This window comes from Leptolyngbya sp. GGD (genome assembly GCF_026735145.1).
GTDB classification, from domain to species: domain Bacteria; phylum Cyanobacteriota; class Cyanobacteriia; order Leptolyngbyales; family Leptolyngbyaceae; genus Leptolyngbya; species Leptolyngbya boryana.
The window spans coordinates 1,075,586-1,097,415 of record NZ_JAPQKE010000002.1; the positions used below are offsets into that span (position 1 = coordinate 1,075,586).

General features: G+C 47.2%; 22 protein-coding genes. 15 read left to right on the forward strand and 7 right to left on the reverse strand.

All coding sequences use genetic code 11. The features are described 5' to 3' along the window. Positions 1-4: 4 nt before the first annotated feature. A complete protein-coding gene (locus OU814_RS13855) occupies positions 5-604 on the forward strand; it encodes an NADH-quinone oxidoreductase subunit J (RefSeq protein ID WP_017286558.1) in 600 nt (199 codons plus the stop codon). A gap of 12 nt (positions 605-616) precedes the next feature. Then, complete coding sequence (gene nuoK, locus OU814_RS13860; protein WP_017286559.1) at positions 617-922, forward strand: NADH-quinone oxidoreductase subunit NuoK; 306 nt, start codon at positions 617-619, stop codon at positions 920-922. Between the two features lie 68 nt (positions 923-990). Here the strand turns inward: nuoK and OU814_RS13865 are convergent, their stop codons facing one another. Further along, positions 991-1,584, reverse strand: coding sequence for a hypothetical protein (locus OU814_RS13865; RefSeq protein ID WP_268183624.1), 594 nt, complete (start codon positions 1,582-1,584; stop codon positions 991-993). A 409-nt stretch (positions 1,585-1,993) separates the two neighbouring features. On the opposite strand from OU814_RS13865, the gene OU814_RS13870 reads away from it, so the two are divergent. From OU814_RS13870 to OU814_RS13915, 10 genes are all read left to right on the forward strand, one after another. Beyond that, positions 1,994-2,431, forward strand: coding sequence for a hypothetical protein (locus OU814_RS13870; protein ID WP_017286561.1), 438 nt, complete (start codon positions 1,994-1,996; stop codon positions 2,429-2,431). Between the two features lie 43 nt (positions 2,432-2,474). After that, positions 2,475-3,011 carry a hypothetical protein gene (locus tag OU814_RS13875; RefSeq protein ID WP_268183627.1) on the forward strand — a complete coding sequence of 179 codons (537 nt, stop codon included), beginning with the start codon at positions 2,475-2,477 and terminating at the stop codon, positions 3,009-3,011. Between the two features lie 58 nt (positions 3,012-3,069). Beyond that, positions 3,070-3,810 carry a DUF3153 domain-containing protein gene (locus OU814_RS13880; RefSeq protein ID WP_268183630.1) on the forward strand — a complete coding sequence of 247 codons (741 nt, stop codon included), beginning with the start codon at positions 3,070-3,072 and terminating at the stop codon, positions 3,808-3,810. A gap of 6 nt (positions 3,811-3,816) precedes the next feature. Continuing rightward, positions 3,817-4,896 (forward strand): AI-2E family transporter, encoded by a 1,080-nt coding sequence (locus tag OU814_RS13885; RefSeq protein ID WP_017286564.1) that lies wholly within the window; start codon positions 3,817-3,819, stop codon positions 4,894-4,896. A 125-nt stretch (positions 4,897-5,021) separates the two neighbouring features. Continuing rightward, positions 5,022-5,375: a LapA family protein gene (locus tag OU814_RS13890; RefSeq protein WP_017286565.1), complete on the forward strand. Its 354-nt coding sequence runs from the start codon at positions 5,022-5,024 to the stop codon at positions 5,373-5,375. Positions 5,376-5,450: 75 nt separating this feature from the next. Then, a complete protein-coding gene (locus tag OU814_RS13895; protein ID WP_154660823.1) occupies positions 5,451-5,603 on the forward strand; it encodes a hypothetical protein in 153 nt (50 codons plus the stop codon). Between the two features lie 15 nt (positions 5,604-5,618). Next, positions 5,619-6,437 carry a segregation/condensation protein A gene (locus OU814_RS13900; protein ID WP_017286566.1) on the forward strand — a complete coding sequence of 273 codons (819 nt, stop codon included), beginning with the start codon at positions 5,619-5,621 and terminating at the stop codon, positions 6,435-6,437. A 105-nt stretch (positions 6,438-6,542) separates the two neighbouring features. Then, complete coding sequence (murG, locus tag OU814_RS13905; RefSeq protein ID WP_268183635.1) at positions 6,543-7,628, forward strand: undecaprenyldiphospho-muramoylpentapeptide beta-N-acetylglucosaminyltransferase; 1,086 nt, start codon at positions 6,543-6,545, stop codon at positions 7,626-7,628. Then, on the forward strand, positions 7,629-8,756 hold the full coding sequence (locus OU814_RS13910; protein ID WP_326498301.1) for a THUMP domain-containing class I SAM-dependent RNA methyltransferase: 1,128 nt from the start codon (positions 7,629-7,631) through the stop codon (positions 8,754-8,756). A 254-nt stretch (positions 8,757-9,010) separates the two neighbouring features. Continuing rightward, positions 9,011-9,730, forward strand: coding sequence for a carbonic anhydrase (locus OU814_RS13915; protein ID WP_268183637.1), 720 nt, complete (start codon positions 9,011-9,013; stop codon positions 9,728-9,730). Between the two features lie 108 nt (positions 9,731-9,838). On the opposite strand, the gene OU814_RS13920 is transcribed toward OU814_RS13915, so the two are convergent. From OU814_RS13920 to OU814_RS13940, 5 genes are all read right to left on the reverse strand, one after another. Continuing rightward, the gene (locus OU814_RS13920) at positions 9,839-11,008 is read right to left on the reverse strand and encodes a zinc-dependent alcohol dehydrogenase (RefSeq protein ID WP_017286570.1); all 1,170 of its coding nucleotides are present in this window, start codon (positions 11,006-11,008) and stop codon (positions 9,839-9,841) included. Continuing rightward, a complete protein-coding gene (locus OU814_RS13925; protein WP_268183640.1) occupies positions 11,009-11,455 on the reverse strand; it encodes a hypothetical protein in 447 nt (148 codons plus the stop codon). It lies immediately after the preceding gene. Continuing rightward, on the reverse strand, positions 11,455-12,624 hold the full coding sequence (locus tag OU814_RS13930; protein WP_268183642.1) for a zinc-dependent alcohol dehydrogenase: 1,170 nt from the start codon (positions 12,622-12,624) through the stop codon (positions 11,455-11,457). The genes OU814_RS13925 and OU814_RS13930 overlap by 1 nt, the downstream gene beginning before the upstream one ends. An 18-nt stretch (positions 12,625-12,642) precedes the next feature. Beyond that, positions 12,643-13,353, reverse strand: coding sequence for an SRPBCC family protein (locus tag OU814_RS13935; RefSeq protein ID WP_268183645.1), 711 nt, complete (start codon positions 13,351-13,353; stop codon positions 12,643-12,645). 70 nt (positions 13,354-13,423) lie between these two features. Then, positions 13,424-14,515: a DJ-1/PfpI/YhbO family deglycase/protease gene (locus tag OU814_RS13940; RefSeq protein ID WP_268183647.1), complete on the reverse strand. Its 1,092-nt coding sequence runs from the start codon at positions 14,513-14,515 to the stop codon at positions 13,424-13,426. A gap of 190 nt (positions 14,516-14,705) precedes the next feature. Between OU814_RS13940 and OU814_RS13945 the strand changes: the two genes are divergently transcribed. The 3 genes from OU814_RS13945 to OU814_RS13955 all read left to right on the forward strand — a co-directional run bounded on the left by OU814_RS13945 (position 14,706) and on the right by OU814_RS13955 (position 17,946). Further along, complete coding sequence (locus OU814_RS13945) at positions 14,706-15,215, forward strand: DUF6335 family protein (protein ID WP_017286576.1); 510 nt, start codon at positions 14,706-14,708, stop codon at positions 15,213-15,215. A 12-nt stretch (positions 15,216-15,227) separates the two neighbouring features. After that, a complete protein-coding gene (locus tag OU814_RS13950) occupies positions 15,228-16,241 on the forward strand; it encodes an SDR family oxidoreductase (RefSeq protein ID WP_268183650.1) in 1,014 nt (337 codons plus the stop codon). Between the two features lie 67 nt (positions 16,242-16,308). Beyond that, complete coding sequence (locus tag OU814_RS13955; protein ID WP_268183653.1) at positions 16,309-17,946, forward strand: RecQ family ATP-dependent DNA helicase; 1,638 nt, start codon at positions 16,309-16,311, stop codon at positions 17,944-17,946. A gap of 83 nt (positions 17,947-18,029) precedes the next feature. On the opposite strand, the gene OU814_RS13960 is transcribed toward OU814_RS13955, so the two are convergent. Beyond that, positions 18,030-21,485 carry a HEAT repeat domain-containing protein gene (locus OU814_RS13960; protein ID WP_268183655.1) on the reverse strand — a complete coding sequence of 1,152 codons (3,456 nt, stop codon included), beginning with the start codon at positions 21,483-21,485 and terminating at the stop codon, positions 18,030-18,032. Between the last annotated feature and the right edge of the window lie 345 nt (positions 21,486-21,830).

Sequence of the window (21,830 nt, forward strand, 5' to 3'; positions counted from 1 at the left end):
GACCGTGAATTTAGCGGAAGGTGTTCAAATTGTATCGTTCGCGATCCTGGCAGCCATGATGATTGGATCTGCGATCGGGGTCGTTTTACTGGAAAATGTGGTTTATTCTGCCTTTCTTTTAGGCGGCGTTTTCATTAGCATTGCGGGATTATATTTGCTGCTGAATGCAGACTTCGTGGCAGCGGCGCAAGTTTTGATTTACGTCGGGGCGGTCAACGTCTTGATTTTGTTTGCGATTATGTTGGTGAACAAGCGTGAGGCATTTCAACCGATCGCGAAGTCTTGGATTCGTCGGGCTGCAACTGCACTCGTCTGTGCTGGAATCTTTGCGCTGCTGAGCGCAATGGTGTTGACGACTCCTTGGGCGATTTCAACAGCGGTTCCGATCGAGAGTTCGATTATTACGATCGGGCTGCATTTCTTCACCGATTTCCTCTTGCCGTTTGAATTGGCATCGATTTTGTTGCTGATGGCATTAGTTGGCGCGATCGTGCTGGCGCGTCGTGAGTTTCTGCCGGATGAGGATGAGGCGGATACCGCTTTAACTTTGCCAGAGCGTCCGCGTGAGTTGGTTCCCGCTGGACAGAACAACCCTGAAAACTAAGGACTTTGAACGATGCAACTTCAATATTTCTTACTCATTGCAGCCGCGTTGTTCTGCATTGGCGTATATGGTCTGGTGACGAGCCGAAATGCGGTTCGAGTCCTGATGTCGATCGAGTTGATGCTGAACGCTGTGAATTTGAATTTGATGGCGTTTTCTAACTATCTTGATCCGCAAGAGATCAAAGGTCAGATGTTTACGATTTTCGTGATTACGATCGCGGCTGCGGAAGCGGCAGTTGGGTTAGCGATCGTGCTAGCGATCTATCGGAACCGCGATACGGTCGATATGGAACAATTCAATTTACTCAAGTGGTAAATTGTTCTCCAACTTTTCTGAAGAGAGGTGTAGTGAGTCTGCACCTCTTTTTTGTTTGAGGATAGCAATTAATCTTGCTGTTGCTGAGATTGAAGGATTTGAATTTCAGCGATCGTCAAGCCAGTTACTTCAGCAATGAGTTCCATATCGAGATTTCTACGAAGCATATTGAGAGCGATCGCCTGCTTTTCTTCCAATTTTGCTCTCCGCTCTAGTGATGACACATACTTCATCCGTCTAGCCTCCTCAAAAGTTTCTAACTCAGCCTGTAACTGGCGCTCTAACTCTTCAGGCAAATTCATCAGCCAGTCTAAAAAGTTGTGTAGCTCTAGTATATCTTGCTCACTATAGCCACGATCGTAAAGCATTGTCGTCAGATCATACCGCCAGCGCTTGCGCTCAAGTGGCTGATTGTGCGTTTCCTTGGTCTTTAGATGAGCCATCGCGACGACAGCAAAAGGATTTTGAATGGCTTCTAATTCTGTCCATTGAGATTGATAGTCTGATAGCTTCACGATTGGAAACTCAAAATGAGTGGCACAGCCCCACAATTCGTCATAAAACCTGCTGGGTCGCCAATTCGGGCGGTCATCACCCAGAATGGCTAAGCTGACAACAGGGCAATTATAGCGATCGCGCAATCGATAGTTGTAGCTGTACATCCTGGCGGCGAAATCGCGCTCCTCTTGACTTTGCACTTCAATGTGACAAATCACTAAGGTTCTCTCACCCCGCAGACAGTGAACTTCGACTAATTTATCGGCATAGCGTTTGGGAATCTCTGCATCTCTGACGATTTTCTGTAATTCTTTATCTAGAAAGCGAACCGGCTTTGACCAGTCAACATCTGCCTCAATCGTTGGGAAAAATGAAGGCTAGAAACTCTCGAAAATACAGTTCGATAAAGGTTTTCCAAGGATCATCGTAATCTGCATTTTCAGAGGATTGTTGCGTCATTACGCCAAAATTAGTTGATATGTTCTATATCCTATCATTGCATGATTAGAGTTTATTGAAGTTGCTTGAGGCTGTAAACGATATCCTATCTTTAGGAATTTAGGCGGACTTATTATGAGTGAGTGGGCTGAAACTGTTCGAGAAATTTGGACAAATAAGGTTGCAAATGACTATCAAGCGCAGGCAGATGGCGCACAGTCTTTTCAGGCGAACCCTTCGATTACTTTGAATTTGACCGATGAAGAAGAACGATCGATGGTTCCTAAACCTGTTCTCAATGCTTATGATTACTACGTCGAAGAAGTCGAAGCCGCAGATTGGGGATCGGTCACAGCCACGATCGAGAAACTTCAAAATCAAGAAGTGTTTGCAGTCACCGTTAGTACCGATGGCAACGATGGCTGGGTAGAACTGTTCGATCAAAAAGGCGAAAAACTCGGGGCAGCGAGAACCCTAGAAGCCTGGACAGCTTGGGGAGAAACCAACGAAATTCGCGCTTATACCCAAGATTCAGAGCTTCCCCACGAATTGAAAGCGAAACAGAGGTCTTAAATTTTCGATACCCTGAGAGAAGGCGAATGGTTCAATTTTCGGCATGACAACAGAACAGAAAGAGCTTGCACAACGGGAATATCAAGCAGGAAAAGCAGCTTTTGAGCGGGGAGATTATCGGCAAGCAGTCACCGCTTTAGAGCGATCGAATGCGCTGGTCGAACCAGGGTCTAAACTTGGGGGCGAGATGCAAATTTGGTTAGTGACCGCTTATGAAGCAGCAGGGCAGAGAACCGAAGCAATTACCCTGTGTCGCAAAGCTTGCCAACATCCAGATTTGACCATTCGCAAACAGGGCAAACGCTTGCTCTACATTCTAGAAGCACCAAGATTAAAGACGCGACCGGAATGGCTCACCGAAATTCCGAATTTAGAAGGAATCGATGAAAATGAATCCGATCGCGATTTTGGACGGTCTAAATTTGCGCCAACAAAGCCAACCAGACGAGTGGAGCCAAAAAAACCGATTGTGCCGGAAGAAGTTGATCTGAGCCAAGTGAATACCCAAGACAACGCTTTTATTTGGGTAGCATTAATCGCCGCGATCGCGATTATTGCAGGTTTAGTTTGGCTAAGTTAGGGATTTATACCTCGCATCGTGGTACATCATAGAAGACACTGACTGAATCGCCCCCGATATGATTGCTAAACTCGCTCGCTTGCTCAAACATTTCATCATTTTGTTTGTCGTTTGTCTGATCACGTCCGGCTGTGTCAACTACGATGTCGGGGTGCAGTTTGATAGTCCAAACGGGGGCGCGATCGTCCAAAAAATTCAGCTCGACGATCGCTTATTGACCAGTGGGACATCTCAAACTTGGCTCGCCAATATTGAGCAACGCACTCGCAAATTGCAGGGCAAAATTCGCAAAGTCTCCAGTAATGAGATCATTGCCACCATTCCATTTAGCAACGGGCAAGACTTAGAGAAGAAATTTAACGAGTTTTTCAGCACAGAACTTGCGGCAAAAGTTCGCGGCAAGAAATCCCTGGAATTGCCGAAAATCGATTCTAAATTTGTGGTGCAGCAAGGAAATTTCATTGTCTTGGAGCGGACGCGATTGATTTATGACATCGATCTACGATCGCTAGGAATTGCTGCAGACAGTCCAATTAGTCCAAATTCATTGCTAGATTTGCAGTTTAGCGTCGAGGCTCCGTGGGGCGCACAGAGTCTGAACCGGACAAAGAATGGGGTGGTGATTCCGGCTCGTCGAAACGGCAAACAATTGATTTGGACACTTCAACCGGGTGTACAAAATCATATTGAAACGGCATTTTGGATGCCTAACCCATTGGGCATCGGAGCGTTGGTGATTGCGGCGATCGTAGCGGCTGGAATCTTTTTCAAAAAACAGCAGCCAGTGACAGTGAGTTAAGGCAATATGGCTCGTCCTTCTCACGATTTACAGCGCTTGTTGATGATTGGGCTAAGTGGTCCAATTATTGCCTTGAATGTCTATCTGCTTGGATGGGTCGTGTCATATTTTGATCACCTATTTACTGTGTTGACGATCGCGGCAATTCTGGCGTTTCTCCTCGATTATCCCGTCCAAGCCTTTGAGAGACTTCGGATTAAACGGCAAGGAGCGATCGTGATTGTGATCGTGATGACGATCGCGCTTGTGGCGATTTTGGCGACGACTTTGATGCCGATTTTGCTCACCCAGACCACCCAACTCTTGGGGAAAATTCCGGGTTGGTTAGAATTGAGCCAATCAAATTTAGAATTTTGGGACAATTGGGCGAAAGCGCGAAATTATCCGATCGATCTCAAAGGATTTGGCGGACGGCTGAGTACACAGATTGAGAACCAGTTGCAAAACATTGCCCCGCAAGCTTTAGGGCTGGCATTGGGAACCGTAACAGGCTTAGTCGATACGGTTCTGGTGATTGTGCTGGCGTTTTATATGTTGATGTACGGGGGACAACTTTGGACTGGATTCTTAAATCTGATTCCAGCGAAGTTTTCGGTTCCGTTGAGTCGATCTCTGAGAACAAATTTTCATAACTTCTTCTTGAGTCAAATTGTCCTAGCGCTGTTTATGGCGTTAGCGGTGATCCCAGTCTTTACCGCATTGAAAGTGCCGTTTACGTTAGTGTTTGCGCTGATCATCGGCGTTGCGGAAATTATTCCATTTATCGGTGCGACCTTGGGAATTGGACTGGTAACGTTATTGGTAGCGTTTCAGAGCGGTTGGCTTGCCGTTCAGGTGGCATTCGCTGCGATCGTGCTTCAGCAAATTCGAGACAATCTGATTGCGCCCAAGATTATGGGAGATTTTACGGGGTTAAATCCTTTGTGGATTTTTATTGCATTATTGATTGGACTTCAGGTGGCGGGAGTGTTAGGCATCATTGTGGCAGTTCCAATTGCAGGAACGATTAAGGGCATCATTGATGCGATCGTGCAGGGAAATTCAGCGATCGTGATTCCCCCTGAGAAAGAACTGCCACCCGCTTAAACTCAAATCGAGTAACCGCGATCGTGCAGCGGGGGCAGAACTGTTTAATCATTTACTTAGATTTTCTTCAAATTAGTTTCTGCTGAATCTTGCTAAACTAGCGGCGTGATTCGGAGCATCAAACGATGAGACAAGTAAATTTTGTAATCATTTTTGTCATCTGCTTAGCTTTGGTGTTATTCGGCATCGAAAACACCGAGCCTGTCGTGATTCACATTGTTAAAAACATTCAGTTTCAAGCCCCTTTATCGGTCGAGCTGATTCTCTCAGCCGGAATTGGTGCAGTTTTAGCTTGGGTGTTTAGTGTTTGGTCGCACGTCCAACATACCGTTGAAATCGGCAAAGAAGTCACCGTTCGAGACGAGCGGATTCATGAACTCGAAGACGATATCCAACGGTATAAGGCTGAACTGGAAGAGCAGCAACGTCTATTGCCTGCGGCATCGAATGTTCAAGATGCAGAGGTTTATGCGCAGTAGGAGAATGGGGGAATAGGGGAATAGGGTGAAGATCTGAAATCATGGTTGCTGCTCCACATCTCCCCACTCCCCACTATGAACTTTGGAGAAATGCCGATCGACGTGACAAACTCAGTCAGCCAGATTAATCTTTTATCGAGTCGTCCGTGGAGTTTTTGTGTACCATTGACGCTATTAGCCTTGATTATTCTGGCTGCTGTCTATTTCGCACGCGTTAAGATCCGCTAATTTCCAAGCTATTTTATGGCAGTTTCTCTCGCTCAAGATGCGATATCACTTTTAATTGATCTGGCTGAACGCGGTGAAATCGATCCGTGGGACGTGAAGGTAATTGATGTGATTGATCGCTTTCTCAGTGAGCTTGCTCCGGCGACTGGACGCGAACTCTATGAGGCAAATCTTTCTCAATCGGGGCAAGCGTTTCTCTATGCCTCGATGTTGCTATTGCTGAAAGCGAATACGCTGGCACAGGTCGAGATTACGCCAGAGGTTTCGGAGTTCCCGGAAGAAGAGTTTTTTGATGAAATGGCAGTTGGGCAAACGGTTTTGCCCTTGAATTTGGAACGGCAACTTCGTCGTCGCGCGGTTGCTCAACCGCCACAACGACGGCGCGTCACGCTGAAAGAATTGATTGAGCAACTGCAAATTATTGCGGTGGCATTAGAAGAGAAGGAGCCGCGACCTCGGACGAAACGGCTGAAAGTTCCGCGTGCCGAAGCCGTTAAAACGATCGCCGCTTTGGCGCATGAAGAAAATCTGTCTGAGATGGCAGTTGCGATCGAGGAATTTTTTGCGGATCACTGGTCAGAAGTCTCGCATGGCAAAGACTGGATCGATTTTGAATTGGTTTTAGAGTTTTGGGTCGCAGTGCAGGAACGGAACAATAAAATTGACCCGCATCATACGGAAAATCATGAGCGGGTTGGGGTGTTTTGGGCGTTGTTGCTGCTGTCGGCACAGTCAAAAGTGGAATTATCGCAGGATGAGTTTTATCAGGAACTGCGAGTGAAATCTTTAGTGGGATTACCGATGGAGCTTGCAGAGACAGTACTGCCAGATTGAGCAAGTTTTTCAGGACTGAGGCGAATTCCCAACATGAACTGAGAATAATTTCTGTCATGCTTTCCAGAGTGCGGTAGAATCCCTTCGTGTTCTGTTAATTTCGCCGTGGAATCCTCGTTAAATCAGCCTAAATCGCGCCGTCTCCTGATTGCTGCTAGTGGAACAGGAGGACATGTTTTTCCTGCGATCGCAATTGCGGAACAGTTGCCAGAGTTTCATATCGAATGGCTTGGAGTTCCGGATCGTCTAGAATCACAACTTGTGGGCGATCGCTATCCGATGCACAAAATCTCCGTTGCAGGCTTTCAGCAAAAATTCGGCTTAGGGACGCTGAAGATTCTATTTCGCTTGATCAACTCGATTCGTCAAGTCCGCCAAATTATCCGGCGAGGTAAGTTTGAAGGCGTAGTGACGACTGGAGGATACATCTCTGCACCTGCAATTATCGCGGCTCGAACCTTGGGATTGCCTGTGATTTTGCATGAATCGAATGCTTTACCCGGAAAAGTGACGCGATTTTTTGCGCCTTGGTGTACCGTTGTGGCGATCGGATTTGATGTCGCAGCCAAATCATTACGGAAAGCAAAAACCGTTGTAGTGGGAACGCCTGTACGATCGCAGTTTCGAGCAGCACTTGCTAATCCGGAATTGCCAGATTTGCCAATTCCCGATGGAGTGCCGCTGATTGTGGTGGTCGGAGGCAGTCAAGGTGCAGTCGCGATGAATAAACTCGTGCGCGAAGCGGCTCCTGCTTGGTTTGAGAAAGGCGCTTGGGTCGTGCATTTGACTGGAGAAAACGATCCAGACGTAAAAAGCTTGCAGCATCCGCAGTATTTAGCGTTGCCGTTCTATCAAAATATGGCGGCATTGTTTCAGCGAGCCGATTTAGCAATTAGTCGATCGGGAGCCGGAACTGTGACTGAGTTGCTAGTTACAGGAACGCCTGCAATTCTAATTCCTTATCCATTTGCCGCAGAGGATCATCAAGCTTTTAATGCGATGGTAATGGTTCGAGTAGGTGCAGCAGAGATGTTTCGACAAGCGGAATTAAGTGCCGAGCAACTTCAGCAATCGGTGCTTGACCTATTGAATGATCCAGCTCGGTTAGCAACAATGAGTCAGCAGGCATTGTCGATCGCGATAATTGATAGTGCAGAGCGAACTGCACAGTTAGTGAGAGAAGCGCTCTAAATGATGAATCAGTATTTTGCAACAGTCGCGCGGGGACTCGAATCCCTAGCTGCACAGGAATTAGAGCAGTTAGGAGCAAAAACGATCGAGCCTGGATTTTGTGGCGTTTCATTCACAGGCGATCGTGATCTTCTCTATCGCGTTAACCTTTGGGCAAGATTACCATTTCGGATTTTGATGAAGTTACATGAGTTTCCCTGTCAGGATTCGGAAGACTTGTATCGGGGAGTGCAATCCATCGATTGGTCATTGTATCTAACTCCCGATATGACCTTAGCTGTGAAGGCAACAGGCAAAAATCAACAGCTCAACCATACTCATTTCACAGCGCTTCAGGTCAAAAACGCGATCGTTGATCAGCAGCAAGATCGATTTAGCGATCGCTCTAATGTCGAATTGCAATCTCCTGATGTGCAAGTTACAGTACACATCGATCGTGACCTTTGTACGGTGAGCCTCGATAGTTCGGGTGAGAGTTTACATCGTCGGGGATATCGCCCTGCCGTTGGTGCAGCTCCTCTAAAAGAATCACTCGCTGCCGCATTGATCCAACTCTCTGGATGGCAGCCAGAGCAAATGTTTTACGATCCGCTTTGTGGGTCTGGGACGTTGCCTTTAGAGGCAAGTTTGAAAGCGCTGAATGTTGCCCCAGGACTATTTCGTGAACGATTTGGATTTGAAACCTGGCTCGATGCTGATCTAAATTTACTGGATGAGCTAATTAAAGCAGCAGAAGCGAGCCAGCGAGAAAGTTTGCCTGCACCAATTTGGGGCAGCGATCGCAATCCAGAAGTAATTGAACAAGCGATCGTCAATGCGACCAATTGTGGGGTATCAAACCATGTCTATTTTTCAACGATCGAGCTAGAAGACGTTGCTGCACCCGCAGATAGTGGGGTACTGTTTTGCAATCCACCTTATGGTGAGCGCTTAGGTCGAGATAGCGACTTAGGCGCATTCTACAAACGCTTAGGCAATGTATTAAAGCAACGTTTCAAAGGTTGGACAGCCTTTGTTCTGAGCGGAAATAAGGAGCTTGCTCAATCGATCGGACTGCGATCGTCGCAAAGATTTGCAGTTTACAATGGTGCATTACCTTGTCAGTTGATGAAGTACGAACTTTACTAAGCTCGTGAATTAACTACCTCCGAGCTTTTTCCTAGCACATTCGCTTGCAAAGCGTTAAGAGTACTTGCCAACCTGATTCAATTCGCGATCGTTAGAGAGGATTGCTCTTCGATTGAGCCTCAACTCCAGTTCGTATGGATGGACAGGCTTAGCTGAATAAGTGAACAGTGATTCTGATATAGTCTCCTCATCACCTGTATCAATGCTATCGATAGAGAAAATTGCATTGATGATAGTAGCTTGAGGTTGATTAAATGACTCAAAGACACGGATTTATTGGACGACGATCATTTCTGCAACTTGCCGGATTAGGCGGAATGGGTGTTGCTGCGAGCAGCGGATTTCTGTGGCATCCAGAAGCAGCCGTAGCACAAAACCCTACTACCAAACCTCAGCCTGTTAGCCCGGAAGCTGCCCTAAAGCGACTGCTCGAAGGGAATCAGCGCTTTATGGAAGGGAAGCGACAAAACCCGAATCAATCTCGCTTGCGTCTGCAAGAAACTGCTGTTGCTCAATACCCCTTCGCGTCGATTTTGGGGTGTGCAGATTCGCGAGTGCCTGCTGAAATCGTGTTTGACCAAGGCTTAGGAGATTTGTTTGTCGTTCGCGTTGCCGGAAATGTGGCGAGTCAAACTGCGATCGGCAGTTTAGAATTTTCTACGGCTGTACTGGGTTCGCAACTCATTGTAGTCGTGGGGCATAGCCGTTGTGGGGCAGTCGTAGCAGCCACGAAAGGCGACCCCTTACCCGGTCGCATAGGTACGTTTGTAGAAGAGATTAAGCCTGCTGTTGCGCGTGTGGTCGCGAAAACGGGGGACTTACAGCAAAATGCAGTTATCGCAAATGTGCAATATCAGGCGGAGCGGCTGGCAGAGAGTTCAACTATCTTGGCTGGCTTGATCAAAGAAGGCAAACTCAAAATTGTTGGGGGACGCTATGACTTGTCAAGCGGCAAGTTCGTGATTGTGACTTAGCTAAATCTTGGTATGAAGTATACCTAAAACGATTCCCTCATTCCTGTTGTTAGCAGGAACGAGGGAATCCAACCAGTTCACAGCAGTTCGACGTTAAGCAGTTCGACGTTAAGGCTTCAACACAACCTTAATGCAGTTATCCTGCTTCTTCTTGAAGATCTCATAACCGTGAGGGGCTTGCTCTAAAGGTAGAGTGTGCGTCACCACAAACGACGGATCAATCTCTCCGCGTTGAATCCGATCGATTAACGGCTGAAGATATCGATGCACATGAGTTTGACCCATCTTAAAGGTTAGCCCTTTATTAAAGGCAGCACCCATCGGCATTTTATCGATGAAGCCTCCATAGACACCCGGTACAGAAACAGTTCCACCTTTACTACAAGCAACAATGACTTGCCGCAATGCTGTAGGTCGATCGGTTTCTAATCTCACCGCTTGCTTCGCTTTATCCATCCAGTAATCAATGTTGGTTCCATGCGCTTCTAAGCCCACAGCATCAATCACTGAATCGGGGCCGCGCCCGCCCGTCAGTTCTTTGACAGCTTCGCCTACATCAACTTCTTCATAGTTGAGCACTTCCGCGCCACTGTAGCGTTTTGCAAGTTCAAGTCGCTCAGGTACACGATCGATCGCAATCACTCGTTCTGCACCGAGTAGAAAAGCACTCTTAATTGCAAACTGCCCTACTGGACCACAGCCCCAGACTGCCACAACGTGACCTGGTTTGATATCACAATGCTCCGCAGCCATGTAGCCTGTCGGAAAAATATCCGTTAAGAACAAGACCTGTTCATCGGTTAGCTCAGATGGCACTTTGAAAAGTCCTGTGTCTGCAAAGGGAACTCGCACATATTCTGCTTGTCCGCCTGCATATCCACCAAAGAAGTGTGAATAGCCAAACAATCCAGCCGGAGAATGACCATACAGCGGCTCAATCAGCCAAGCATTGGGATTCGAGTTATCGCATAATGACCACAAATCACGATGGCAAAATTCACAGCTTCCACAGGCGATCGTAAACGGAACAACGACACGATCGCCAATTTTCAGATTCTTTACCGAAGGCCCAACTTCAACAATCTCACCCATGAATTCATGACCGAGAATATCGCCCGACTGCATTGTTGGAATGAAACCATCATAGATATGCAGGTCAGAACCACAAATTGCTGTTGAAGTAATTTTGACGATCGCATCTCTGGGATTAAGAATTTTCGGATCAGGCACGTTATCGACTCGGACATCGAGCGCGCCATGCCAGCAAAGTGCTTTCATCTATTTTTCCTCAGTAAAGACTTGAGTTTGGCGATTGCGTTGATAAGAACCTGGATCTTCTCTCACCAAGGTTTTGCCGTTCGACTCGCCGATTTCTTCGCGTTTGCCCAGAAACTTTTTCGTGGAAGGTGGAAGAGGCTCATCTAGATTGAGCTTTTCTTTCACATTCTCAACTGCGCCTTTTAGTTTGTCTTGAGTTTTCGCGATCGGATCTTGAGCCGTATGAATCTTGTTTTCGCCATCAAATTTATACTGTTGGCGAACTTCTGCTGTTGAATCTGCTTCTCGGAGCTTTTCTGCTGCTTCCATCATGCTGCCAGAATCGCGAATAACACCTTTTGCTTCTCCAGGCGTAATAGCAGCGTGAGCAGGAATGTTCGAGAAGCCGACGAAGAGAATAAGACTAAGAACGATCGTAGAAAAGAATTTTTGAAGTAATTTCATCATTATGGTTTGAGGAGAACTTTGATGCACTTATCGGTTTTATGCTTGAACATTTCGTAAGCTTGCTTTGCTTCAGTCAGCGGCATGTGATGTGAAAACACAAAGGCTGGATCAATCTCACCTTTGAGAACATGATCAATCAGCTTCGGCATGTAGCGCTGTCCATGCATCTGACCCATTTTGAACGTCAGACCTTTATTAAAAGCAGCACCCATCGGCATCTTATCGACAAAGCCAGCATAGACACCCATCACCGAAATCACGCCGCCCTTCTTACAAGCCACAATCATTTGCCGCAGAACGTGAGGTCGATCAGTTTCAAGCCGAACACTCTGTTTTACTTCGTCATAGAAACCCATGACTCCAGTTCCATGTGACTCAAGTCCGACAGCATCGATACAAGCATCGGGGCCACGTCCACCTGTCATTTCTTTGAGCGCATCTCCCGCATCTACTTCTTCATAGTTGATGACTTCTGCATTGCACTGTGTTTTCGCCATTTGCAACCGTTCTGGGAAGCGATCGATAGCGATTACTTTTTCTGCTCCTAGTAAATAGGCGCTCTTAATCGCAAACAATCCAACTGGCCCGCAACCCCAAACCGCGACGACATCTCCAGGCTTAATGTCACACATATCTGCGCCCATATATCCCGTGGGAAAGGCATCAGAAATCGGTAAAGCCTGCTCATCGGTCATACCATCTGGCACTTTGATACAGCCATGATCAGCAAATGGAATCCGGACATATTGTGCTTGTGAGCCAGCATAGCCACCGAACAGATGCGAATAGCCAAAAATTCCCGCAGTTCCAAACCCAAAGATTGGCTCTTGTAAAGCACCATTGGGATTTGAGTTATCGCACAATGACCATTGGTGATGGCTGCAATAGTGACATTGACCACAGCCAATAATCGAAGAAACAACAACGCGATCGCCTTTCTTCAATTTTTTGACTTCGCGTCCCGTCTCGACAATTTCCCCCATAAATTCATGCCCGATAATGTCTCCGGGCTGCATGGAGGGAATATAGCCATCATAGATATGCAGATCTGAGCCGCAAATCGTGGTAGCTGTAACTTTGAGAATGGCATCTCTGGGGTTCAAAAGTGTGGGATCAGGCACATTATCGACACGAACATCGTTCGCACCATGCCAACAGACTGCTTTCATAATTGACTCTTTGATAAATTAACCATGACAGCGAGGCTGCCCTTCAGTCGTTGCGATTTCTCCAGCTTCCATCAATTGCTTGAAGCGGCGAAGTTCGTCTCCAATCTGCTGTTCTGGTTCTTCACCAAACAGTTTTGCGATCGCAGCGCTGACTCTTCCCCCAGGGATGTCATATTCCAGCACGACTTTGACTTCGGTTCCGCGATCGCCCGGAGCAGGACTAAACCGCACAAACCCTGAATTATTGACTTCTGCGTTTTCGGCTGATGCCCAAGCAATTAAATGATTCGGTTCGTCTTTGATAATGTCTGCATCCCATTCAACGGATTGTCCTAACGGAGCGTTTGCAATCCAATGCGATCGCCTTCCATCCGTGACTGTCACCGACTTCACATGCTTCATGAAGGTCGGTAGATTCTCAAAATTATGCCAGTAGTTGTAAAGTTCCTCGGCTGATTTTCTAATCGTGACGGTCTTTTCAACTTTCAGTGATTGATTGATACCCACTGCATCGGACACTTTGTCGGTCAGACTTTTCTCAGCCGTAGCACCGTGGTAAGCAAGACTTCCACCTGCGATCGCAGTTAAAACTCCTCTTAGCGATCGCTGTTGCAAGCCAAACAGCACCATCGCACTGCCGCCCACGATCGATGCCCACTTTTCGGTATCAGTTAGAGATTGGGGCTGCGTTTCTGAGGAATTGATAATTTTGTTTGATTCAGTTTCCATAATTCATCCTGTTTGAAAACCTGTTTGAAAAAGCGGAACTCGGAATTTCCTCCGAGTTCCAAGCCTGTATTTACGCACCTGTTGCAGCAGGACGACTGGATGGCATCGGAGATTGAGGAGTTCGTTCGCCCAATCGATCCTTGTAAAGATTGGCAATCCGAGATTCATCCCGCGCCAAAGTAATTTCCATCTGATCAAAAATCTCGACTGTTGCCGGATCAGTGATTTTATTCCGCAGATTGTAGGTATCGACGACTCCGGTTTGGATATCGCCGAGCGCGCGTCGCAGAATCTCTACATCCGTTTGATTGTTTTGGAAAAAGGACTTAATGCTTGCATAGACATTACTCACATTTGCCGTAAGAGAAGGCTGCTCGCCCAAGACAGATAATCTTGCTTCTAATTGTTGAACATGCTGCTGCTTATGCTGGCAAACCTCCTGGAATACTTCTTTCATGGCATCATCTACGGCATTATCCAAATAGTGCTGGAATGCTTCTAATCCATATTTTTCGCCGGAAAGTGCAGTATTAATCGCCTGAACAATCTCGCTCTTACTCGAACCACCCCAGTCTTCGCCGAGTTTCCACCAGCCTGCATCCATATCGCTCACAGGCGGCAAGGTTGTATCAGGAATACTCAATCCCAAGTGCTGTAAGATGGCTGTGACAAAAATCGGCAGATCTCCCGGACGACGCGAGGTAATCAAGTTGTCATCGATCACCAAAGGCTCATCTACAAATTCTGCGCCTGCATTCTGCATATCTTTGCGAATGGCTCGAAATCCAGTCGCACGAACGCCTTTCAGCATGTCACCTTCAATCAACACTTGCGGCCCGTGACAGACTGAAGCAACTAAAACACCATTCTCCAGTGCATCTTCTACGAACTGTACGGTCTTCAGGTTTGTTCGCATCTTGTCAGGAGCTTGTCCTCCCGGCACAATGACCGCATCAAAATCCGTGGCAATCGCTTCTGTTGTCGTAGCGTCTGCTTTGATTGTCAGCTTGCCTTGCTTGCCCTTATATTCTTCATTGATACGCGATCCGAGCACCACCACTTCAGCCCCTGCTTTTTTCAGAGCATTGTAGGGAAGTTGAAACTCTGCATCCTCTACGCCCTGTTCAATTAAGATTGCGACCCGCTTCGATCCTTCAGTCATCACCATATCTCCCAGTGTCCCAATGCTCTCCTAGCGTAAGAGGGGAGTATCGATCGCTCCTCGCTCTGATGACAGAAGCAAAGCTCTTACTTTTGATGGATCAACAAACTTTCTATTTGCTGAGTTGCAGAAGTCCTCAAATTCGTTACCTTGCAAAAGTGCGATGCTTTCTAAGACGGAGAACACAATCATGACCTACAGCAAAGATTCAGCATTTCCAAATCCGACTGATCTCGATGATTTAGAAGCGTCGCTCAATGACCTCGGCGGCGAAGTAGAAGACGATGATTTAGATGATTTGGAAGACGAGCAGGACTTCGGAGACATTCCGCAAGAGTATACAGAGTCTTATGGCACTGGAGTTGAAGAACTACCCGGATACAACATAGGCGGTCGGACGATGATGGCTCGTCGTCACGAACTTCATGAAGCTTCGCCTGATTTGACCGGGGGAGACATTGATGCAAACTACGAGCAAGCTAATGCCGTTGGGGATGAATCTGTTGGCGGCACAGCAATGACTCCGGATATGGATATTGTCGATGATCTCGGTCGAGCCGTTGGACTAGAAATGGATGACCGGAACTTTCTGCATACCAATGAGATTTTAGAAAATCGCGATGATCGCCGCTGGGAACTTGAACCGCGTTCCTCTGAAGATTACGACGATCGACGAATGACGGAAGACGAACTTGAATAAAGTGATAAAAGCATGAATTTAAAGCCGATTAGTCAACAAGTTGTCACGATTATGGGCGCATCGAGTGGCATTGGTCGCGATGCAGCCTTAAAGTTTGCAGAGCAGGGTGCAAAGGTTGTTGTCTCTGCTCGGAGCCAAGAAGGCTTAGCAACATTAGTCGAAGCCATCCAGCAGCAAGGTGGAGAAGCGATCGCGGTTCCAGCCGATACAGCCGATTTTGATCAAGTAAAAGCCGTTGCAGATAAGACCGTTGAACGATTTGGGCGGATTGATACTTGGGTACATGCCGCAGCAACGAGCGTGTTTGCAACCTTCGATCGCATTTCTCCTGAAGAGTTCAAGCGAGTCATTGATGTTAATTTGACTGGGCAAGCGTATGGGGCAATGGCTGCTTTACCTCATTTAAAAGCCGCTAAAGGTGGATCGCTGATTCATATTACGTCGATGGAAGCTCGGCGATCGCTACCTTACCAAAGTCCTTACTCTGCTTCTAAACATGGCACAGCAGGCTTTCTTGATGCCCTCCGCATTGAGTTGAAGCATCAAGGATATAACAATATCAATGTTGCGAACATTCTACCTTCGGTGATTAACACACCGTTCTACAACAAAGGGAAAACTAAGCTCGGTGTAAAGCCGACGGGATTGCCGCCTTACTATAATCCGAGTCTCGTCACAGATGCGATTCTCTATGCTGCTGAACATCCAGTCCGCGACTACATTGTTGGAGATGTGGGACGATTGCTCGATTTAGCACAACGGATTTCGCCAAGCTTAGTCGATGCGATTCTGCTCGCGATTAGCTTTGACGGGCAGCGAACCTCAGACGAGAAGGGTGAAGAACCGAATAATCTGTTTGAGCCGATGCAAGGATACGATCGCGTAGAAGGCGATTTCAAACAGCTTGAAGTACCGAGTGTGAGCGATGTAATCACTAAACATCCGGCTGCAATGTTCAGCACGATCGCGCTTGCAGCTTTAGGTGGATTGTCGCTCTTACTATCTGGCGCAAGTGATAAGCATTAAGTCGAGATTCTCAAGACTCTGAGTCGTTCAAAAGCTCAGAGTCTTCACCCCACGATCGCAGTTTGAAATGCCTAAGAAAAAGACTGTTTCCATTCAAGAATTAGCAGAAACTCATCTCGGTTATGAAGACCTCCGCCCTGGGCAAGAAGCTGCGATCGCATCAATCTTAGACCATCGTGACACCTTGGCAGTCATGCCAACAGGCTCAGGTAAATCGGCAATCTACCAACTTGCTGCCGCGCAAATTCCGGGTTCAACGATCGTCATTTCCCCGCTCTTAGCTCTACAACGCGATCAAGTTGAATCGATCTCTCAGGATGACGTTGATGTCGGTCATGCTGCCGTTCTGAACTCGACAATCTCAGCAAGTCAGCGTTCTACGATTCTCGATCGCTGGAGACAAGGCGACCTCGAATTCCTCTTTCTTGCTCCAGAACAGTTCAATAATCCGGATACGATCAAGCTTCTTCAAGCTGCAAAACCTTCTTTATTCGTTGTGGATGAAGCGCATTGCATTAGTCAATGGGGACATGATTTTCGTCCTGATTACCTCCGGTTAGGAACCGTGATCGATGCAGTAGGACATCCGCCTATTCTGGCACTGACAGCAACTGCTTCTCCGCCTGTTCGCGAGGAAATCGTGCAGCGATTAGGGATGAACACTCCGCGCGTGATTGTTCGAGGCTTCAATCGACCCAATTTAAAGCTCTGTGTGAAGCGATACGAGAAAGATGACGATGAAAAGCGATCAGCATTTCTTCACCATGTACAAAAGCTGCAAAAGCCTGGAATTGTTTATGTCGCAACTCGAAAAATGACTGGGCAGCTTACCGCAGAATTAAACGAGGCTGGAGTTTCTGCGATCGCATATCATGCAGGACTCAAAGCCAAAGAGCGCGAACAGGCTCAAACTGCATTCATGAGCGATGAAGTAGAAGTAATCATTGCGACAACAGCTTTTGGCATGGGAATCGATAAGCCGAATGTTCGGTTTGTCTTGCACTACAACATCAGTGACTCGATCGATGCTTACTATCAAGAGATTGGACGAGCCGGACGAGATGGAAAACCTGCAGAAGCGATTCTGTTTTACACACCCGATGACTTAAATCTGCGAAAATTCTTCTCTGGCAGTGGCAAGCTTGATTCAGAAAAGATTGTAGAAGTTGCCCAAACGATTCAAGCTCAACCTGAGCCGATTCATCCCAAAGATTTAAAAGAAGTCGTCAACCTCTCACAAACTAAACTCAAAGCAGCATTGTCACAGCTAGAAGGATTTGGAGTTGTTAAATCGCTGCCAACGGGTGAAGTCGTTGCAAGTGATGTTTCTGAGCTAGAGCAAGCAGCAGAAGCAGTTATCGAAGCTCAGGAACGAAAGATCCAAGTCGAGCGATCGCGCTTAGAAATGATGCGAGGTTATGCTGAAGTGCGAGAGTGCCGACGCAACTACTTACTCAACTACTTTGGCGAACACAAAGACGATCACTGTGGCATCTGTGATAACTGTAGACGAGGAATTTCTGAGCCACAGTGCGATCGCAGACAGCCTTATGCACTCAATAGCGATGTAATCCATCGATCTTGGGGTAAAGGGATAGTCATGCGATACGAAGGCGACAAGATTGTGATTTTATTCGATCAAGTTGGATACAAAACCCTAAGTTTAGATGCGGCAGCATTCAGAGGATTGCTCAGTCGGGTATAGTGTTATGCCCCTATCTGTATACCCCTATCTGATTGATTGTCGTGAACAACAAATCTCTCTTGCTTAGTACGAATTTACCTCTTTTAGTTGCGATCGTTACTCTGCTGCATTCCTCCCAATGCAGAAACAATCACCCCTGCTTCACCACTAATCCGCCAAAGTGTCCGGCTCGCCTCTTTACTGACTAGCTCATATTCGCCTCGAAATGCTTCAATCAAAGACGGAATTGCAGATTTTGCTTCAGGTCCAATACAGCCCAGCGCATAAGCCGCCACCCATCGAACTTGCCAATCCTCATCCTTAAGCGCCGCAATCAGGGCTGGAATTGCAGGTTTTGCGGCAGAATTGAAGCTTGCTAGCACCCAGGCTGCACTACTCCGGACAAAGGGTGTCTTGGCATCCAGCGCACTCACTAAAGCAGGAATGGCACTGACCCCCAACTTCCCTAACGTCGCGATCGCTTCTGTACAGACCCGTCGATCTTCATCACGCAATCGCTCAACTAAGGCAGGAATAGCCGTTCGCGCTTCTGGACCAATATTCCCGATCGCACGGGCGACTTCTCGTCGGACAGACCAATCACGATCCTGAAACTCTCGAATCAAAGCCGGAAGCACATCTTTTGAAGCAGCTCCTAATTCGCCCAATTCGCGAATTGCCTCAATGCGATCGACAGTATCTCCAGTCGAAAGCATCGGGGTTAAGCGTCTCATGCGCTGGTCAATTTGGGATTTTCTCAGTACCTCAGCACTCAAGCCCACTCTTTGACCTAATTGCTCCAACACAGAATCAGGCACATCAATCTCAGCACTGCGAGTTAAGCAACAATCTCGCATTGCCATGAGAAAACCCTGAATCGTATCAGGCGAACCCGGCATCGCATCAGCTTGTATCAACCAGTTGTCCCAAGCAGATCGATCGTCTTGATAAAGCTCAACCAGATGCAACGCTGCTAGACATTCTGCAAGTGGATCAAGCGCGAAACAAATTTGATCTTGAGCAGGCCCGATCGCTTGGACAATTCGCAGCCGTCTTTCTAAATGCTTTAGTCTAATTTTAACTTCGTCTTCTTCTGCTTTAGTCTTGGCTTTGAGTGCTTCGAGAATGGCTTCACGCTTTGCTGGTGCAGGACGGTAATAGTGCTTTAAACACTCCCAAGCAATGATTTTGGCATCTTCATGCACCATGAGATTGTCAGGCTCATCTTCGGCAGTATCTCGATTGAGTTCATTCAAATAGCTCAACATCAAGTCTGGAATATTATCTGGCAATGTATCTTCACTGCCGTCTTTTTTAGCAATCATTTGCTCAGCGTAAAGCTTTGCCAGTAGCACGGTAATATTGCGCTGACCGACCATCTTCGAGAGTTGGCTACACGCATCAAAGTACTCTGGATCAGTGAAAAGCTCCCGCTTGCTGCGCTGATTCAGATAAGCTTCGAGGAAGGATGACAGACGATTGCCTTCAATCCGAAGCGGCTTCACCGTTGTTTTGGGAACTTCATCTAACGTTTCTTCAACTCGCGAAGTCACAATCAAAGCATTCGCTGGAAAATCAGGGTGTCCAGGACGAATCTGCTGACGGGTTTCTTCGCTCAGTTCAGACAATCGATCGACAATTACCAAAATCCGTCTCTGCCGCAGCAATTTTTCCAAAAATTCATCACTAATCGGCTCAGCCGCATCAATTAGAGCTTGCAGCTGTCCTCGAATCGCTTCTCGGAACGGATTCTTATCCTCTGGTAATTTGAAGTCTAACTCTTGCTCAAGCAATACAGGCAACATCCGATGACGGCTCAACCGCTCTAGCTTATTGTCCGACATCGACCATTTAGCAAGATGGCAAGCCAAGCTCGTTTTACCAATGCCCCCTTCACCCCAAATCAGTAAACACTGCCGACCATCCCAGAACGTGGTATGCAGATCCTCACTACACAGTTCTGCGATCGCATTGCCATCCATGACCACTGGAATCGGAATATAGACTTTACGATCATTGACCGTATTCTTGTGCGCAAAGGCTTCGCGGGCAACTTCAATTTGCTGCCCGACCCAAGCATCTAGGACTCTCGGATGATAGTGAAACCAACCGACAAATAAGACAAATCTCAGCGGAATTTTGATACTGCCACCTGTCGGACTTGGAATCTCAAAATCCGTGTAGGGCTGAAGGACATTGTTCAACTTCAGGAGCCAGATCGGACGAATGAGCAACACCATCAGCCAAAGAGACGGCATCGCCAGTAGATAGGCTACAATTCCTGCGGTTGCTGGATTCGCTTGTGCCCACTCCCAGGTTTGCTCAAACAAACGCGAGTCTTTCTCATTTTTCAGCGATTTCAGCGATCGACGAACCGAATTCGTCACATCCTCATTAAAAGACGCTTGCGGATCTTCCAGAATTGGGAGTGCCGTCTCTAGCGTGCTGTAAGCCGCACTCAGTTCGTCAGCAGAGAGTTTGGCTGCTCTATCTTGTAAAGCTCCAGCCAGCCGACCCACGGCGAAGGCTGAATTGACTCGAACTCCTACATTTTCATCTTTCAAAGCATTCACTAATTCAGGTAATGCCGATCGCGCTTCTGACCCAATCCGTCCTAAGGCAGTTGCAGCGCTCGCTCGCACATCTTTATCGAAATCTTTGAGTAATCTTGTCAAGTCAGGAACTGCGGGTTGTGACTGACTTCCAATCCGTCCTAAGGCAGATGCGGCAAATGATCGCGTATTGCGATCCGGGTTTTGTAATGCCCGAGCTAATTGCGGAACTGCTTCAGCCGCATAGCCTTCTAATGTTCCTAGCGTTGTCGCTGTTGCAACTCGAATTTCAGAATCCGGATCTGCAAGCAGTTGCGCCAAGATCGGCACCGCAGGTTTTGCGTCTTGTCCTAACTTACTTAATGCAATGACTGCTGCTTTTTTAAATTCACGCTCCTGTGAGCTCAAAGTATCCATCAAAGCTGCGATCGCGGGTTTGGCTTGCGAGCCTGCCGCTGCGATCGCATCAACCGCCTTGACTCGCACCTTCAAATTCGGATCTGCAAGTGCACTAATCAAATCTGTGATGGCGAGACTGGCTTCAGTCCCTGCATTCGTTAATGCCTGAGCCGCCGCAATCTTAACTTCAGTATCTTTATCCTTGAGGGCAGTAACTTGAGCAGCAACCGCTTCTTTTCCAGGATTTTCAATCTTTGTAAATGCATCGAGTGCCGCTAGCCGAATTGCTTTTGGGCTAGCACTGACTAAATTACTCAAGACCGGAATCGCTGAGCGCGCATTCAACTCACCCAAGGCTACGATCGCAAAAATTCGGTTTTTCTGCGGCTCTTTCTCATCTCTCGCGAGCTGAATCAGCGTTTTGATGGCAGGATTGCCCTGTCGTTTCAGCGCAGCAATTGCAGATTGAGACTGCGTTTCTGCTGCCAGTTTCCGAACACCTGCTGGACTCGTTTGAGCGAGTCCAGCCCGAGGGATCAACACACTCGTGAGACACAGCAGTGTGACTTGGCTAGCGAGAAAAACGATTTTGCGGGTGTGCGATGCCATAGAAAAAGCCTGCAAACGAGGATGAGTCGTGTGCAGGGCTACGATTCGGATTTGAATGCGTAAGTGTCATGATGGTGAGTTTTACAGAAATAACCTCCGTAAAATTCCATGTCTTCAAAAACGATGCAGCCCTGACTGCGTAATAGTTCCCATCAAGATTACGCAAATAACGTCGATCGTGGGGTTGACAGTGGCAGATTTCTTATGGCAAAACAGAGTGAGGGAAGATAAGTATTTATCCTCAGTGGAAATCCCAGTGACAATGCGAACCCAGATTCAGTGATCTCACTCAATCGTTGTCATAGATTCACTACAAATTTAAACTTTCTTTAACTACTATTCACT

What these genes read in the sequence shown, in the direction of transcription:
- OU814_RS13960 (WP_268183655.1), bottom strand. Translation starts at nt 21,485, where the DNA reads ATGGCATCGCACACCCGCAAAATCGTTTTTCTCGCTAGCCAAGTCACA.
- OU814_RS13880 (WP_268183630.1), top strand. Translation starts at nt 3,070, where the DNA reads ATGATTGCTAAACTCGCTCGCTTGCTCAAACATTTCATCATTTTGTTT.
- OU814_RS13900 (WP_017286566.1), top strand. Translation starts at nt 5,619, where the DNA reads ATGGCAGTTTCTCTCGCTCAAGATGCGATATCACTTTTAATTGATCTG.
- OU814_RS13920 (WP_017286570.1), bottom strand. Translation starts at nt 11,008, where the DNA reads ATGAAAGCACTTTGCTGGCATGGCGCGCTCGATGTCCGAGTCGATAAC.
- OU814_RS13870 (WP_017286561.1), top strand. Translation starts at nt 1,994, where the DNA reads ATGAGTGAGTGGGCTGAAACTGTTCGAGAAATTTGGACAAATAAGGTT.
- OU814_RS13895 (WP_154660823.1), top strand. Translation starts at nt 5,451, where the DNA reads ATGAACTTTGGAGAAATGCCGATCGACGTGACAAACTCAGTCAGCCAG.
- OU814_RS13940 (WP_268183647.1), bottom strand. Translation starts at nt 14,515, where the DNA reads ATGACTGAAGGATCGAAGCGGGTCGCAATCTTAATTGAACAGGGCGTA.
- OU814_RS13885 (WP_017286564.1), top strand. Translation starts at nt 3,817, where the DNA reads ATGGCTCGTCCTTCTCACGATTTACAGCGCTTGTTGATGATTGGGCTA.
- OU814_RS13910 (WP_326498301.1), top strand. Translation starts at nt 7,629, where the DNA reads ATGATGAATCAGTATTTTGCAACAGTCGCGCGGGGACTCGAATCCCTA.
- OU814_RS13915 (WP_268183637.1), top strand. Translation starts at nt 9,011, where the DNA reads ATGACTCAAAGACACGGATTTATTGGACGACGATCATTTCTGCAACTT.
- OU814_RS13930 (WP_268183642.1), bottom strand. Translation starts at nt 12,624, where the DNA reads ATGAAAGCAGTCTGTTGGCATGGTGCGAACGATGTTCGTGTCGATAAT.
- nuoK (WP_017286559.1), top strand. Translation starts at nt 617, where the DNA reads ATGCAACTTCAATATTTCTTACTCATTGCAGCCGCGTTGTTCTGCATT.
- OU814_RS13925 (WP_268183640.1), bottom strand. Translation starts at nt 11,455, where the DNA reads ATGATGAAATTACTTCAAAAATTCTTTTCTACGATCGTTCTTAGTCTT.
- OU814_RS13890 (WP_017286565.1), top strand. Translation starts at nt 5,022, where the DNA reads ATGAGACAAGTAAATTTTGTAATCATTTTTGTCATCTGCTTAGCTTTG.
- OU814_RS13935 (WP_268183645.1), bottom strand. Translation starts at nt 13,353, where the DNA reads ATGGAAACTGAATCAAACAAAATTATCAATTCCTCAGAAACGCAGCCC.
- OU814_RS13945 (WP_017286576.1), top strand. Translation starts at nt 14,706, where the DNA reads ATGACCTACAGCAAAGATTCAGCATTTCCAAATCCGACTGATCTCGAT.
- OU814_RS13955 (WP_268183653.1), top strand. Translation starts at nt 16,309, where the DNA reads ATGCCTAAGAAAAAGACTGTTTCCATTCAAGAATTAGCAGAAACTCAT.
- OU814_RS13865 (WP_268183624.1), bottom strand. Translation starts at nt 1,584, where the DNA reads ATGTACAGCTACAACTATCGATTGCGCGATCGCTATAATTGCCCTGTT.
- OU814_RS13950 (WP_268183650.1), top strand. Translation starts at nt 15,228, where the DNA reads ATGAATTTAAAGCCGATTAGTCAACAAGTTGTCACGATTATGGGCGCA.
- OU814_RS13875 (WP_268183627.1), top strand. Translation starts at nt 2,475, where the DNA reads ATGACAACAGAACAGAAAGAGCTTGCACAACGGGAATATCAAGCAGGA.